This is a genomic window from Kitasatospora sp. NA04385 (assembly GCF_013364235.1).
Taxonomy (GTDB): domain Bacteria; phylum Actinomycetota; class Actinomycetes; order Streptomycetales; family Streptomycetaceae; genus Kitasatospora.
Window position 1 is genome coordinate 1,567,682 of sequence record NZ_CP054919.1, and the last position, 13,907, is coordinate 1,581,588.

Below are 13,907 nucleotides of genomic sequence, written 5' to 3' on the forward strand. Positions count from 1 at the left end.
GTCACGCCCCTGCCGCGCACCCCGCCCCACCCCCGGAAAATTCCCGGAATTCCCGCTGCTCCGGCCGCCCGGAAAGGCCCCTTCCCGGCCCTCCGCCGCCCCGCCGCGCCCCCGGCCCCCACCTCCCGGTGCGTGGCGGTCACCCCGTCGCGCAACCCCCCGCCGCGGGCCGCACAGCCCCTCGCCACATAGCCTCTGACCTGGTGTTTTCCTGATTTTCCCCTAGGGTTGGCAGCACTGCGGACCACGTCGGAGGGGACACGTGATGACCGAATACAACGCTGCGCACATCCAGGTGCTGGAGGGGTCGGCCGCCATCCGGAAACGGCCCGGGATGTACATCGGCTCGGCCGGCGAACACGGCCTGCACCAACTGCTGTACGAGGCGCTGGAACCGGCGGCGGAGGCCGTCCTGCTGGGCCGGGCGGGCCGGATCGACGTCACGCTGACCGCCGACGGCGGCGCCCGCGTCAGCCACGACGGCCGTCCGGACGACAGCCTGCCGGAACAGCTGACCCGCTTCTGGACGCCCCCGCGCGAAGCCGGGCCCCGGGTCCACCTCTCCCGCTTCGCCGCCGGCCTCTTCACCGTCAGCGCGCTCTCCGCCCGGCTGACCGTGGAGGAGCACCGCGACGGCGTGATCGTCCGCCACGCCTACGCCTGCGGCGAGCAGCTCACCCCGCCCACCGAGGCCGGCGCCACCGACCGCACCGGCACCGCGATCACCCTCCACCCCGACCCGGAGATCTTCGAGACCGTCGTTTTCGACCATCCGACCCTGGCCGATCACCTGCGCGAACTCGCCTTCCTCAACCGCGAGTTCGACTTCACCCTCACCGACGAACGCACCACCCCGCCGCGCACCGACCGCTTCCACCACCCCGCCGGCCCGCTCGACTACACCACCCACCTCGGCGGCGACCCCACCGACACCCTCACCCTCCACACCACCGACGAACGGATGGGCGGCACCCTCGACCTCGCCCTCTCCTGGACCGGCCGCGGCGGCATCCACTGCTACGCCAACAGCCGCCGCACCAGCGACGGCACCCACCTCACCGGCTTCCGGTCCGGCCTGCGGGCCGCCCTGCTCCCCCACCTCGGCAGGCACGCCCTGCGCACCCTGTTCACCGAACTCACGGCGGTCGTCTCGGTCAAGCTCGACGACCCCAACTACGAGGGCTGCGCCCGCGAGATGCTCGGCAACCACCCCGTCCACGCCTGCACCGCCGAGGCCGTCCAGCACGCGGTGGAAACCTGGCTCGCCGAACACCCGCAGCGCGCCGCCGAGTTGGCGGGCGGCTGACGTCTCAGCCCAGGTACCGCACGGTGACCTGCTCGCTGTGCGGTGCCAGCAGGGCGCGCAACTCCTCGGCGGGGGCGGTGAGTTCCGCGCCGTCCATGGTTTCCAGCACGAACAGCACGTCGGTCGCCCGTTCGGTGACCCGGGTGCGGTGGGCGTCGCGGTGGTTCCAGTGGCGGGTGAGGACGCCCGCCGCGTCGGCGTAGACCACCTCGCCGGGCCCGGGGTGCTGGACGGTGCCGGGTTCGCCGAGCGGGGTGAACTCCTCGGTGCCGTCGGCGAACCGGATCTCGACGGCGCCGTCGACCGCCGCCAGGTCGAACGCCCCGGCGGGGCGGGCGTGCCGGACGGAGACGGCGTTGTAGGAGTCGACGGCGGGGTTGATCCGGGGCAGCGCGCCCTGCTTGGCGAGGCGGCGGCCGAGCGCGTCCGCGCTGGGGCGGACGCGGCGCGGGTTGCTGCCGAAGGCGCGGTACGCGGTGTGCCAGGCGGCGATCCGCGGGTCGTGCTCGTCGGCGGGGCGCCACTCGCCTGCGGCGGCGCGGGCCTCCAGCCGGGCGAGCGCGGCCTCGGTGGCGGGCCAGGGCCGGTCGGCGCGGACGCCGCTGGCGGTGAGGACGGCGATCCGGGCGGCGGGGAAGGCCGCGGCGACGTCGGGGTGCAGGTGCGGAAGGGGCACGGGGAGTCTCCGGAGGGGTCAGGCCAGGGCCAGCAGGCCGACCGCGAGGGCGGCCGCGCCGAGGCCGGCCACCTGGCCGCGGTGGATGCGTTCGGACAGGACGGCGCGGGCCAGCAGCACGGTGCCGGCCGGGTAGAGCGCGGTGATCACCGCGACCACCGCCAGGTCGCCGCTGCGGGCGGCGAGCAGGAACAGCACGCCGGCCAGCGAGTCGAGCGCCCCGGCGGCACCCGCCAGGGCGTACGCGGGGCGCTCGGGGCCGAGCCGGCGGCGCCACAGGGCGGCGGCGGTCAGGGTGAGCGCGGAGGTGACGGCCCGGCCGACGATCAGCGGGGCGACGCCGCTGCCGGACGGGGCCTGGTGCAGGCAGACCAGCTGGACGGCGATCGCGCTGCCCGCGCCCAGCGCCAGCAGCAGCGCCGGACGGCCCACCCGGGCCCGGCCGCCGGACGACCCGGCGCTGACCAGGACCACCGCGGCCAGCGCCAGCGGCAGGCCCACCAGCCCGGCGGTGCCCAGCCGTTCGCCCTGCAGCAGGCCGACCAGGACCGGCAGCGCCGCCGAGACCAGCGCCGTCACCGGCGAGAGCACGTTCATCGGGCCGATCGCCAGCGTCCGGTACAGCAGCGCGAAGGCCGCCGCCGAGGCCGCCCCGGAGGCCGCGCCCCAGCCGACCGCCCCGGCCTCGAACCGGGCGCCGAGCAGCGGCCAGAGCAGCAGCTCGACGGCCAGGCTGGCGGGCGCGGCGACCAGCACGGTGCGCAGCACGTGCGCACGGCGGGCGCCGAGGCCGCCGAAGAAGTCGGCGCAGCCGTAGGCGAGGGAGCTGCCGAGGGCGAGCAGCAGAGCGAGCATGGCACTTCCCGGGAGGTGAGGCGGAACGGTCCGAACGGTACAACAGAGTGAACGCAACAGACCAACAGAATGATCGCCGCCCGCATTCCGCTCCCGCAGGGCCCCGGCCCGACCGGGAAGGCGCCCGCCGCACCCCGGAGGACGCCGACCGCGGAGGACGCCGACCGCGTCCCCGCCCCGGAAACCGTTTGCCGTGCTACCGCCCGCGGTGCTCTGCTCGCCCGGTGAACACTCTCCGCCTGCGCACCGACCGGCTCGCCCTGCGCCGCCTCACCCCCGCCGACCTGCCCGCCGTCACCGCCCTGTGCGGCGACCCGGAGGTGATGCGGTACATCGACGACGGCCGCCCCGTCCCGCCCGGGCGGGTCGCCGACGAGCTGCTGCCGGGCCTGCTGCGCGAGTACGCCGACCTGCCGGACGGCCTGGGCTGCTGGGCGCTGGAGGCGGACGGCCGCTTCCTGGGCTGGGCGGCGCTGCACCCGCCCGCCTCCGTCGGCCTGGACGGGACGGACGGCCTGGAGCTGGGCTACCGCCTGCTGCCCGCCGCCCGGGGCCGGGGGTACGCCACCGAGGCGGCGGCCGCGCTGGTCCGCGCCGCGTTCGAGGAGCTGCGGGCCGAGCGGGTGGCGGCCACCACGATGGCGGTGAACACCGCCTCCCGCCGCGTCCTGGAGCGGGCCGGCCTGCGCCACGTGCGGACGTTCTTCGCCGACTGGCCGGACCCGATCCCGGGCAGCGAGCACGGCGACGTGGTCTACGCGCTGACCTGGGCCGAGTGGGCCGCCGCCACGCCCTGACGCCCACCAGGGGCGGGCCCCGCCCCGGCGCCCGGGGCGGTCCGCGTCCGGATGCCCGCCGGGGCGAATGGTCCGGTTTGTCAGGTGATGACCCTTTGCGATCTTCAGTACATCCGGACCCCCTATCATCTGCCCGCACCGGACCGTGCCCCCGGCCGCCGGACCACCCCACGAGCGAACAGGAAACCGCCATGCTGAGCCCCCGAGAGACCTCCGCGGCGGGTGCCCGGTGATCGACTGGTTCCACGCGGCCGTGCTCGGCCTGGTGCAGGGCCTGACCGAGTTCCTGCCGGTCTCCTCCAGCGCCCACCTGCGGGTCTTCTCCGCCCTGGCCGGCTGGGACGACCCGGGCGCGGCCTTCACCGCGGTGACCCAGCTGGGCACCGAGTCCGCGGTGCTGATCTACTTCCGCAAGGACATCGGCGCGATCATCAGGGCCTGGACGCTCTCCCTGTTCCGCGCGGAGTGGCGGCGCGACCAGAACGCGAAGCTCGGCTGGTACGTGATCATCGGCACGCTGCCCATCGGCATCCTCGGCAAGCTGTTCCAGGACACCATCGAGACCACCCTGCGCGACCTGCGGCTGATCGGCACCACACTGATCCTGTTCGGCGTGATCCTGGCCGTCGCCGACCGCTCCCGCGCCGTCCGCAACGCCCGCGGCATCGAGTCGCTGAACTTCAAGCACGCGCTGATCTACGGCGCCGCCCAGTCACTGGCCCTGATCCCGGGCGTCTCCCGCTCCGGCGGCACCATCAGCGCCGGCCTGTTCCTCGGCTACAGCCGGGAGGCCGCCGCCCGCTACTCCTTCCTGCTCGCCATCCCCGCCGTCCTCGCCTCCGGCGGCCTCGAACTCCTCAAGATCGGCGACGGCCCGGCCCCCGCCTGGGGGCCGACCATCCTGGCCACCCTGATCGCCTTCGCGGTCGGCTACGCCGCCATCGCCTGGTTCCTGAAGTACATCTCGCACAACAGCTTCACGCCGTTCGTGATCTACCGAATCCTGCTCGGCATCACCATCATCGCCCTGGTCACCGCCGGCACCCTCGACCCGAACGCGGGCGCCGCGCACTGACCCGCCCCGACCGCCGTCCCGACGGGGACGGGGCGGCGGTCCGGGTCGAGCCGGAGCGCGGGGCGACCGGCCGCGGCGACACACCAGCGGCGCCGGAGATCGTTGCCACTCGATCTGACGTGCGATTAAATCCGGTGCCATGACGCTCACTTGGAAACTGGTCGTGGACAGCGCCGACGCCCCCGCGCTCGCCGAGTTCTGGGCCGCCGCCCTCGGCTACGAGGTCGAGGACCCGACCGCCCTGATCGACACGCTGCTCGCCGACGGCCGCCTCCCCGCCGCGGCCGTGCTCGACCGGGACGGCCGCAAGCTGTTCCGCGGCTACTCGGCCGTCCGCCACCCCGAGGACCCGTACGACCCGGTCAGCGGCATCGGCAAGGGCCGCCGCATCCTGTTCCAGCACGTCCCCGAGCCCAAGCAGGGCAAGAACCGGCTGCACGTCGACATCCACTCCGACGGTGAACTCGCCGCCGTGGTCGAGCGGTTGGAGAAGCTCGGGGCCACCCGCGTCGAGGAGCAGGACCAGGGGCCGGCCGGCCACTGGTGGGTGATGCGCGACCCCGAGGGCAACGAGTTCTGCGTCGCCTGAGCCGAAGAACCCCCCTCAACCCGCTCCCGGTCGCGGTCCCGGCCCCGGCCCCGGTCCCGGTCCCGGTCCCGCCACCAGCCGGTCGCCGAGCGCCGTGCGGTGGTAGAGCACCCGGCGCCCCAGCCTGGTCCGGTCGACCAGGCCGGTGTCGCGCAGGATCGCCAGGTGGCCGCCGACCGTGCCCACCGACTGGTCCAGCAGCAGGGCCAGTTCGCTGGTGGTGGCGGGCGTGTCCAGGTTCCGCAGGATCTGCGCCCGCCCGCCGCCGAGCAGCCGGGCCAGCGCCCGGCCGTCCCCGGCCCGGTTGCCGCCGTCCGCCCCGCCCTCCCCCGTCCCGCGCGCCGGGTACACCATCGCGAACGGGCGGCCCGGCGCCTCGCACAGCCAGGAGCTGCGCTGCGCGGTGACCGGGACGAACAGCATCCCGTCCGGCCCCACCACCCGGTCGCGCCCGGGCCGGTCGCTGAACCGGATCGCGTCCGCCCCGACCCAGGCGCTGGTCCGGTTCATCAGGTGCAGGGCGCGCGGCCAGCCGTGCGCGGCCAGCAGCCCGGCCCGGTGGGTGACGTCGCGCCGCAGGGCGGCCCGCCGGGCCGGCCAGTCCGCGGCCAGGTGCGCGTCCCAGAGCGCGCGGAACAGCTCGGCCGCCCGGGCGCCGTGGTCGCGGCCGGTGAGCCAGTCGAGCCGCTGCCCCGCCCAGGCGTGCGCCTGCGCGGCGCGCAGCCCGGCCACCGCCACCTCGTCCGGCACCCGCGCCACCTCGGCGAGTTCGGACTCCAGGCCGGTCTCCATCCCGCCGCCCGGCGGCAGCGTCAGGTGGTCCGGCAGGTACTTGGTCGCCGCGACCAGCTCCACCAGCCCCCGCGCGTACCCGTCCCCCGCCAGCCGGGCCAGGAACGCCGGACGGTGCCGCTCCCACCAGGGCGCGGCCCACGGGTCGGCGTGCGGACGGGCCAACTGGACGGCCGCCGCCAGCGTCTCGGCGAACGGCGACAGCGCGAACCTGGAACGCGACAGCGCCAGCGAGTCCAACCGCAGCACGACCACGGCGACGCCCTCCCCTCAGGCACCTTTCGGTGGATCCCGAAACGATAGAGGCCCCGGCCCGCCGGCTCCCACACTCTGCGGGTGCTTCCACCACTCCTTCACCACCGCGCCTTCCGCCGCTTCCTGCTCGGCCGCGCGGTCTCCCTGCTCGGCAGTGCCATGGCCCCGGTCGCGCTGGCCTTCGCCGTCCTGGACGCGGCGGGCGGCCGGGCCGCCGACCTCGGCGCCGTGCTCGCCACCCGGATGCTCCCGCTGCTCGGCCTGATGGTGCTCGGCGGCGCGGTCGCCGACCGGCTGCCCCGGCGCACCGTCCTGGTCGTCACCCACCTCGGCGCGGGCCTCAGCCAGGGCGCGGCCGCCGCCCTGCTGCTCACCGGCCACTACGCGCTCGGCCCGTTCGCCGCCCTGGAGTTCCTGAACGGGGCGCTCACCGCGTTCACCTCGCCCGCCCTGCGCGGGGTGCTGCCCGAACTCGTCCCGAACGGGCAACTGCGCCCCGCCAACGCCCTGTTGGAGATGGCCGCGAACGGCAGCAAGCTGCTCGGCCCGCCGCTGGCCGGCCTGCTGGTCGCCGGGGCCGGGCCCGGCTGGGCGGTCGCCCTGGACGCGCTCGGCTACCTGCCCGCCGCGTACCTGCTCGCCCGCCTCCCGACCGGCCGGGCCACCGTCACCGCCCGGGCCGCCACCTCCACGACCGGCGCCACCTCCACCTCCACTACCGCCACCGACCGAGCCACCGTCACCGTCCGAGCCGCCACCTCCACGACCGACGCCACCTCCACCACCACTACCGCCACCACCGCCCGGGCCGCCACCACCGCCCGGGCCGCCGCCCCTTCCGGCCTGCGCCGCGAACTGCGCGAGGGCTGGACGGTGTTCCGCCGCACCCGCTGGGTCTGGTGGACCACCTGGTCCTGCTGCGCCACCAACCTGCTGCTGGTCGGCCCCTGGCAGATCCTCGGCCCGCAACTGGCCGGGCCCGCCCTGTGGGGCGCCCTGCTCTCCGCCCGCGGCGCCGGACTGCTGCTGGCGAGCACCGCCGCCTACCGGCTGGCCCCGCGACGCCTGCTCGCCACCGGCCAACTCGCCGGTCTGCTGCTCCCGTTCCCGCTGCTCGCCCTGGGTCGGCACGCCCCCGCACCCTGGCTGCTCGCCGCCGCCCTCGGCTCCGGCCTCGGCCTGGCGCTGTCCGCCACCGCCTGGGACACCTCGCTCCAGGAACACCTGCCCGGCGGCGTCCTCTCCCGGGTCTCCGCCAACGCCGACGTGCTCTCCTACCTGGCCATCCCGCTCGGCCAGCTCGCCTGCAGCCCGCTCACCACCCGCCTCGGCGCCCCCGCCGTCGCCACCGCCGCCGCCCTCGCCCAGGGCGCGCTCACCCTGCTCCCGCTGCTCTCCCCCGCCGTCCGCCGCCTGCCGCACGGCGGCGCCCCGGCCCCCGCGCCCGGCCCGAGCCCGGTCACGAGTACCAGAGCAGCAGGCCGTGCCGGTAGCGGGCGGTGCGGGTGAGGTAGCGCAGCAGGTCCGCGTGGTGGGCGGCGAGGTGGTCGAGGGCGGACGCGTCCCGGGACCACAGGCCGGTCGGGTAGACCTCGGCGGCGGCCAGGTCGGCGGGGGTGAGGCCGTCGGCCAGGACGTCGAAGGGCACGGCGGCCAGCTGCCGCGCGGCGTCCGCCACCCGGTCCGGGGGCAGCAGGAACGGCGGGCCGTAGCCCCAGTCCTCGTCCCCGGGCAGGACGTCGCCGCCGTGGACCACCTCGGTCGGGAGGCCGTGCCGGGCGTACAGGTGGGCCAGGCCCGCCCAGGCCTTGCCGGTGTCGTGGAAGCGCAGCTCGGCGGGGCCGCGCCCGCGTTCCAGCGCGGCCTGCTCGGCCTTGAACTCCCTGGCCCAGCCGGGCTCTTCACGGGCCCGGACGAGTTCGGCGGGGGCCAGTCGCAGGTAACTGCCGATGATGCTCACGGGCCGTCATCCTGGCAGCCGCCACCGACGGATCAGGCGGAGGGCGACTTCCGGCGGCGCAGCGCCAGGACGATCAGCGCGGCCAGCACGGCGACGCCCGCGATGCTGCCGAGCACGACGGCGGTGGTGCCGGTGCCGTCCTCGCCGTCCTTCGGCGCGTCGGCGACGGCGACGGTGGGCACGGCGGTCGGGGCGGCGGGAGCGGACGCCGAAGCCGACACGGAAGCCGAAGCGGAGGCGGAGGCGGAGGTGGAGGCGGAAGCCGAGGCCGACGCGCCCGCCGCCGCCAGCGGGGTCGCGCCGGGGGCGGCCGGGCGCAGGGCCAGCGTCGGGGCGGGGTGCTCCGGCTTGGTGTCGCCCTGCGGGAGCTCGATCCAGCGGTCGGTGTGGCCGTCGGAGTAGTCGACCAGGGTCTTGAAGACCAGCGAGGCGGCGTCGGGCAGCTGCCGGACCTTGACCGTCCAGTCGGCGGCCGCGCCGGGCGCGAGGGCCGGGCCGGCCACCGCGTAGCCGTCGGCGGTGGGGGTGAGCGTCCAGCCGTCGGGGGCCTTGACCAGGGTGACGTCGGCGGGGGCCAGCCCGGTGGGCAGCACGACCTTGACGTCGGCGATGCCCGCCGTGGAGGACTCGCCCTCGGCGGAGAAGGCCACCTCGGCGTCGACCGCGAGCGCCTGCGCGCTCGGCGACTCGACCTCGACGTGCGCGGCGGCGGTGCCGGCCGCGCCGAGCAGCAGGCCCAGGGCGAGGGCGGCGGGTACGGCGAACCGGCTGGACACTCGTGAGCGCTGCATGGCAGGCACCCTACCGGTCCCGCGCGGTCAGGCGGCCGCGCACGGCGGCGTGCACCTCGGCCTCCTCGGCCGGGTCGGCGGCGAGTCTGCGCAGCCGTTCGAGGACCCGGACGTCGCCGGTGGTGGTGACGTGGGTGGCGGCCAGCTCGCGGGTGGACTCCTCGCAGTCCCACAGGCACTCGACGGCCGGACCGGCCCCGAAGTTGGGATCGGTGACGGCGAGCGCCTGGGCGGCGCGGCCGCGCAGCTCGGAGGAGGCGGCCTCGCCGTAGACGTGCCGCAGGGCGGGGACGGCGGCGGCGGCGTGCAGCCGGCCGACGCCGTCGACCAGGCTGCCGAGGGCGGCGCCGGTGACGCCGTTCAGCGAGATCCACTGGTGCAGCCCGGCGACGACCAGCGGGGCGTCGGCGGGCTCGCCGGCGTCCGCCAGCAGGCGGACGGCGGCCTGGGCGAGGGCGCTGTCCGCGCCGCCGGTCGCCGGGTCGGCCCAGCGGCGGGCGTGCGCGAGCGCCTCGGGACCTCGCATCCGGCCGAGCAGCTCCAGCGAGGCGCGGACCACCCGGTGGTCCAGGTCGGCGGCGGCGGCCTCGATCAGCCCGGCGGCGGCCGGGTCGCGCTGTTCGACGAGGTGCCGGAGCGCGGCGCAGCGGGCGCCGGGCGGACCGTACCCGGCGGCGTCGTGCAGCAGCGGCGCGTCCTCGGGCGGACGACGGCGGTGAGGCAGCGGGCGGCCGCGGCGGGGCGGCGGGCCAGCGCGTCGGGTGCGCCGCTGTCGCCCTGGTCGGCCCAGGCCAGCACGTCGGCGGTGGACCAGCCGGGGGTGACGCCGGGGCGGGCCAGCTGGCGCTGCCACAGGTCGAACGGGGACTGCTCGGCGGCCGCGGCGACCCGCGGGTGGTGGGCGGCCCACAGCCGCCACACCCGCGGCTCGTAGGCGGCGCGGACGGCTTCGCGCAGTTCGGCGTCGCCCTCCGGGTCGGCCGGGAAGCGGTCGAGGACGGCGGGGGCGAGGGCGAGCAGGGCCTCGTCGGTGTCGCGCAGGGCGAGCTCGTCGAGGGCCCAGGCCCAGTTGGTTCCGGTGGTGGTGTAGGCGCGCAGCAGGTCGAGGGCGTCGCGGCGGCCGTAGCCGGCGAGGTGGCCCAGTACGGCGAGGGCGAGGCCGGTGCGGGCCTCGTCGGTGTCGAGGCTGTCCTCGGGCGAGTGCAGGTGGAGCTCGATGCCGGTGAGGGGGGCTTCGAGCTCCATGTAGAGCCGCGCGTAGTACAAGGAGCGGTTCTCGACCTGCCAGTCGGCGCGGGGGTCGTTGGTGACGCAGGTCTCGACGGCGGCGATCGCCTCGTCGCGGTCTGCGGCCAACGCATGCAGCTGCCCGTCTCCGCGGCCCCTCTGGAGGAGGCCGAGGAGGCTGGCGCTGGGCGCTATCACTGGCTCGAACATGAGGTCAGCATCCGTTGCGGCGGTCGTCGTGGCAACGGGATTTCCGTCGCCGGGGTCGGTTGGCACAGCTCAGGCGCCCGGGCGCCGGAATCACCGAAGGTTACCGCCTGGGTGAGCGATCTGCACACAGGGCAACGGATTTCCGCAGCGTGACGGTACCGGGCCGGGCCCGTGCGTACCGGATCGACCCCTTCCGCAACGACAGGTGGGTTCGGGCACGAATCGGATCGGCCCGCCGCCGGGAAAGGGCCGCGGGCCGATGTCCCCTCAGACCGTCCGGGGGCTCCTGGGGGCGGGCAGGGCGGCGTGGATCTGCTCGCGGAGCTCGGCCACCGCGGGCAGCCCCCGGTAGCGGGTGGAGAGCCGGTACATCTCGCGCAGCCGGTCCCAGGTGCGCTTGGAGGAGGTGTCGTTGATCGAGGCCAGGGCGAGTTTGGCCTGCACCTGGGCCTCGTCGGGCTCGCCGGAGATCCAGTGGATGGAGGCCAGGGTGATCCGGTCGAGCAGCGCGGAGCGTTCCCGGCCGGTCTCCTGGCGCAGCCGGATCGCGGCCTGGGCGTGCCGGACGGCGAGCGGGACGGCGCCGGGGTCGTGCTCGGCCAGGGTGCGGTAGACCAGGGCCTGCATGCCGTGCAGCTCGGCCTCGTTGAACAGCTGCATCCAGCTGGGGGCGGGTTCGGCGGCCTCCTGGACGAAGAGCTCCTCGGCCTCGCCGAGCACCCGGCGGGTGGCCTCGGAGCGGCCGAGCGAAGCCTGCGCCCAGGCTTCGACGGTGTGCAGCATGGCCCGGGTGCGCGGCTGGGTGCCGGCCTGCGGGCCGGCGCTGGCGTTGGCGAGCTGCATGAGTTCGAGCGCGTCGTCGGCCCGGCCGAGGTGGAGCATCTGGCGGGCCGCGCGGGAGATCGCCTCGCCGGCCCGGGGGCGGTCGCCGGCCTCCCGGGCGGACTGCGCGGCGATGACGAAGTAGCGCTGCGCGGTGGGTTCGAGTCCCACGTCGTGGGACATCCAGCCGGCCAGCACCGCCAGGTTGGCGGCGACCGTCCACAGCCGGCGCTCCAGCGCGGCCGGGTGGCCGTGGGTGAGCAGGCCGCCGACCTCGTTCAGCTGGCCGACCACGGCCTTGCGCTGGAGCCCGCCGCCGCGCGAGGCGTCCCAGGCCCGGAACACCTCGACGGCGCGTTCCAGGGCGGCGACCTCCTCGTCGCCGACCGGCCCGGGTTCGTAGACGTCGAGGACGGGGCGCGGCCCGCCCTGGGCGACGACGTGGCGGGGGCCGGGGCGGCCGGCCGCCTCGGCGACGGCCCCGCCGGTGAGCCAGTCGTGCAGGTTGTCGGCGATGACCGCGCCCGCCGCGAGGGCGGCCGAGGCGCCGACCAGTCCGCGTCTGTTCAGCATGAGGTCCATTCCCGTGAACTCGGTGAGGACCGCGGCCGTCCGATCCGGTGCCCAGGGCTCCTTCGGCGGTGCTGCGCTGCTGCCGGACCTGGTGGGCCGGTGTCGTTCGAGACCAAGGTCCTCGGTGGTGACGACACGGCCGAGCCGCTCCGTGAACACGGCGGCCAGCACCCTCGGCACCGGGTCGCGCGGGATCTCGCCCTGCTCGATCCAGCGCCGGACCCGGGAGGTGTCGGTGGACAGCTGCTGCTCGCCCAGCGCGGCACCCCGCCGGTTGACCAGCCGGGCCAGCTCGCCCTTGGACCATCCGGTCAGGGCGAAGTGGTCGGCCAGTCTGGTGTTCGGCCCCTTGCTCAACTGAAGCCCCCAGGATCCTCGGCTGGTCACCGACCCTAATGGCTCTGTCACTTGCCAGGCGACCATTCGCCAGGGTTCGCCAGGGTGCGCTACGTGGTGTGCCAGTGCCGTTCGGGTGTCAGGTAGGTATGCGCCACCCCGGCTTCGCACCGGAACGGCCCCCGACCGGCCCGGACCTGGTTCCGACGGTACGTCAGGAGGCCGTCCGGGAGCGGCGTTCCGGGGGGTGGCGCGACCGGGTGGCGCGGGGGCGCCGGGCAGGGCGCGGTGGGTACGGGACGGACGCACTCCCCAGGGTGCGGGCGGTTCCGGCGCACCGCAGGCCGTGCCCGGCGCCCCCGCCCCACCCGGCGGCCCGGCCCCCGTGGACCCGGGCCCCCGCAGCTCACCGCTGCGCCGCTTTCCGCTGTGCCGCCGGTCAAGGAAGGACCCTCACCAGCCCATGTACTCCACAGCCAGCACCGGTACCCGCTCGTCGTCCCCGACCGGGGTGGACGGCGCGACCGTACGCCCGTCACGCTCCCCCCTGCGCCCCCCGACCGCCGGTGCGGGCCGGCCCGCACCGCGCGGCACCGAGCTGCGCGACCCGCGCGGGCGCACCACCCTGGTGACCCGCCCGCTGACCGACCAGGCCGGGCGGCTGGGCCGGCCGGCCGCGGGCCGGGCCCCGGAGGCGTTCGTGGACCGGGTGGACCCGGCCGCGCTGCAGACCCCGGCGGTGCGGGCGGTGCTCGCCAACGTCGCGCGGATATGTCCGGCGTTCCTGCCGCGGCAGGTGCTGCGCGAGGGCAGCCGGCACATCCTGATCGCGGGCACCATCGGCCGGGCCCCGGTGGTGGCGAAGTGCCTGGCGCCGGGGGCGCTGCGCGGGGAGCGGGCGGAGCAGCTGGTGGAGCGCTTCCACCACGAGGTGGCGGTGTACCGGGCGTTCGTGCGGCACCGTCCGCCGGTGCGGCTGCCCCGGCTGGTGGCCGCCGACCACGACCGCTGCGTGCTGGTGCTGGAGCGGGTGCCGGGCCGTCCGGCGGCCCGCGAGCGGCACCCGGTGAACGCGCCGACGCCGGGCGAGGTGCGCGCGGTGCTGGGCGCGGTGCGCACGCTGAACCTGTGGCGCCCGCCGACCGACGTGTTCGGCAAGCCGATGGACTACCAGACCGAGATCGCCCGGTTCCACTCGCTGGGCCTGCTGACCGACCGGGACGCGGGCGACCTGCGCGGCCTGCTGCACGGCCTGTCCTCGGTGCCGTGGCAGCTCAACCACGGCGACGCGCTGCTGGGCAACGTGCTGCTGGCCCCGTCCGGCCCGGTCCTGCTGGACTGGGAGCAGGCCGGCTGGTACCTGCCGGGCTACGACCTGGCGGTGCTGTGGAGCGTGCTGTCCGGGGACACCGCGGCGCGGCGCCAGATCAGCCAGCTCGCCCAGTCCGGCGGCACGCTGGCCCGGGACGCGTTCCTGGTGAACCTGGTGCTGGTGCTGATGCGGGAGCTGCGGCTGCACGACGTCCCGGGCGCGGGCGAGGAGCAGCGGATCATGATCCGCCGGCTGTACGACGACGCGGCGCTGGCCCGCCGCGCGGTCCGCGCGGCGGTCGGCACCCGCTGACTCCGCGGTCGCCGACCGG

General features: G+C 76.2%; 12 protein-coding genes and 1 pseudogene. 6 read left to right on the forward strand and 7 right to left on the reverse strand.

Annotated features, from left to right (window positions below; translation table 11 throughout):
* Positions 1-265 precede the first annotated feature (265 nt).
* On the forward strand, positions 266-1,306 hold the full coding sequence (locus HUT16_RS06735) for a DNA gyrase subunit B (protein WP_176186412.1): 1,041 nt from the start codon (positions 266-268) through the stop codon (positions 1,304-1,306).
* 4 nt (positions 1,307-1,310) lie between these two features.
* Here the strand turns inward: HUT16_RS06735 and HUT16_RS06740 are convergent, their stop codons facing one another.
* Positions 1,311-1,982 (reverse strand): B3/4 domain-containing protein, encoded by a 672-nt coding sequence (locus HUT16_RS06740; RefSeq protein ID WP_176186414.1) that lies wholly within the window; start codon positions 1,980-1,982, stop codon positions 1,311-1,313.
* 18 nt (positions 1,983-2,000) lie between these two features.
* Entirely contained in the window at positions 2,001-2,837 is an 837-nt protein-coding gene (locus HUT16_RS06745; protein ID WP_176186416.1) for an EamA family transporter, read from the reverse strand.
* 224 nt (positions 2,838-3,061) lie between these two features.
* Here HUT16_RS06745 and HUT16_RS06750 point away from each other — a divergent pair, with 224 nt between their 5' ends.
* The 3 genes from HUT16_RS06750 (at position 3,062) to HUT16_RS06760 (ending at position 5,298) form a co-directional block, all read left to right on the forward strand.
* A complete protein-coding gene (locus tag HUT16_RS06750; protein ID WP_176186418.1) occupies positions 3,062-3,634 on the forward strand; it encodes a GNAT family N-acetyltransferase in 573 nt (190 codons plus the stop codon).
* A gap of 232 nt (positions 3,635-3,866) precedes the next feature.
* Entirely contained in the window at positions 3,867-4,709 is an 843-nt protein-coding gene (locus HUT16_RS06755) for an undecaprenyl-diphosphate phosphatase (RefSeq protein WP_217712162.1), read from the forward strand.
* Between the two features lie 139 nt (positions 4,710-4,848).
* Entirely contained in the window at positions 4,849-5,298 is a 450-nt protein-coding gene (locus HUT16_RS06760; RefSeq protein ID WP_176186422.1) for a VOC family protein, read from the forward strand.
* A 15-nt stretch (positions 5,299-5,313) separates the two neighbouring features.
* Here the strand turns inward: HUT16_RS06760 and HUT16_RS06765 are convergent, their stop codons facing one another.
* A complete protein-coding gene (locus HUT16_RS06765) occupies positions 5,314-6,345 on the reverse strand; it encodes a helix-turn-helix transcriptional regulator (RefSeq protein WP_176186424.1) in 1,032 nt (343 codons plus the stop codon).
* 81 nt (positions 6,346-6,426) lie between these two features.
* Here HUT16_RS06765 and HUT16_RS06770 point away from each other — a divergent pair, with 81 nt between their 5' ends.
* Positions 6,427-7,854 (forward strand): MFS transporter, encoded by a 1,428-nt coding sequence (locus HUT16_RS06770; protein WP_176186426.1) that lies wholly within the window; start codon positions 6,427-6,429, stop codon positions 7,852-7,854.
* Here HUT16_RS06770 and HUT16_RS06775 read toward each other — a convergent pair.
* From HUT16_RS06775 to HUT16_RS06790, 4 genes and pseudogenes are all read right to left on the reverse strand, one after another.
* On the reverse strand, positions 7,805-8,305 hold the full coding sequence (locus HUT16_RS06775) for a YfbM family protein (RefSeq protein WP_176186428.1): 501 nt from the start codon (positions 8,303-8,305) through the stop codon (positions 7,805-7,807). The two genes, HUT16_RS06770 and HUT16_RS06775, sit on opposite strands and share 50 nt — an antisense overlap.
* Positions 8,306-8,337: 32 nt before the next feature.
* Positions 8,338-9,096 carry a DUF1775 domain-containing protein gene (locus HUT16_RS06780; RefSeq protein WP_176186430.1) on the reverse strand — a complete coding sequence of 253 codons (759 nt, stop codon included), beginning with the start codon at positions 9,094-9,096 and terminating at the stop codon, positions 8,338-8,340.
* Positions 9,097-9,106: 10 nt separating this feature from the next.
* A pseudogene (locus HUT16_RS06785) lies at positions 9,107-10,533 on the reverse strand (HEAT repeat domain-containing protein).
* 267 nt (positions 10,534-10,800) lie between these two features.
* A complete protein-coding gene (locus tag HUT16_RS06790; RefSeq protein ID WP_176186432.1) occupies positions 10,801-12,285 on the reverse strand; it encodes a hypothetical protein in 1,485 nt (494 codons plus the stop codon).
* A 442-nt stretch (positions 12,286-12,727) separates the two neighbouring features.
* On the opposite strand from HUT16_RS06790, the gene HUT16_RS06795 reads away from it, so the two are divergent.
* Positions 12,728-13,888, forward strand: coding sequence for an aminoglycoside phosphotransferase family protein (locus HUT16_RS06795; RefSeq protein WP_254897671.1), 1,161 nt, complete (start codon positions 12,728-12,730; stop codon positions 13,886-13,888).
* Positions 13,889-13,907 lie beyond the last annotated feature (19 nt).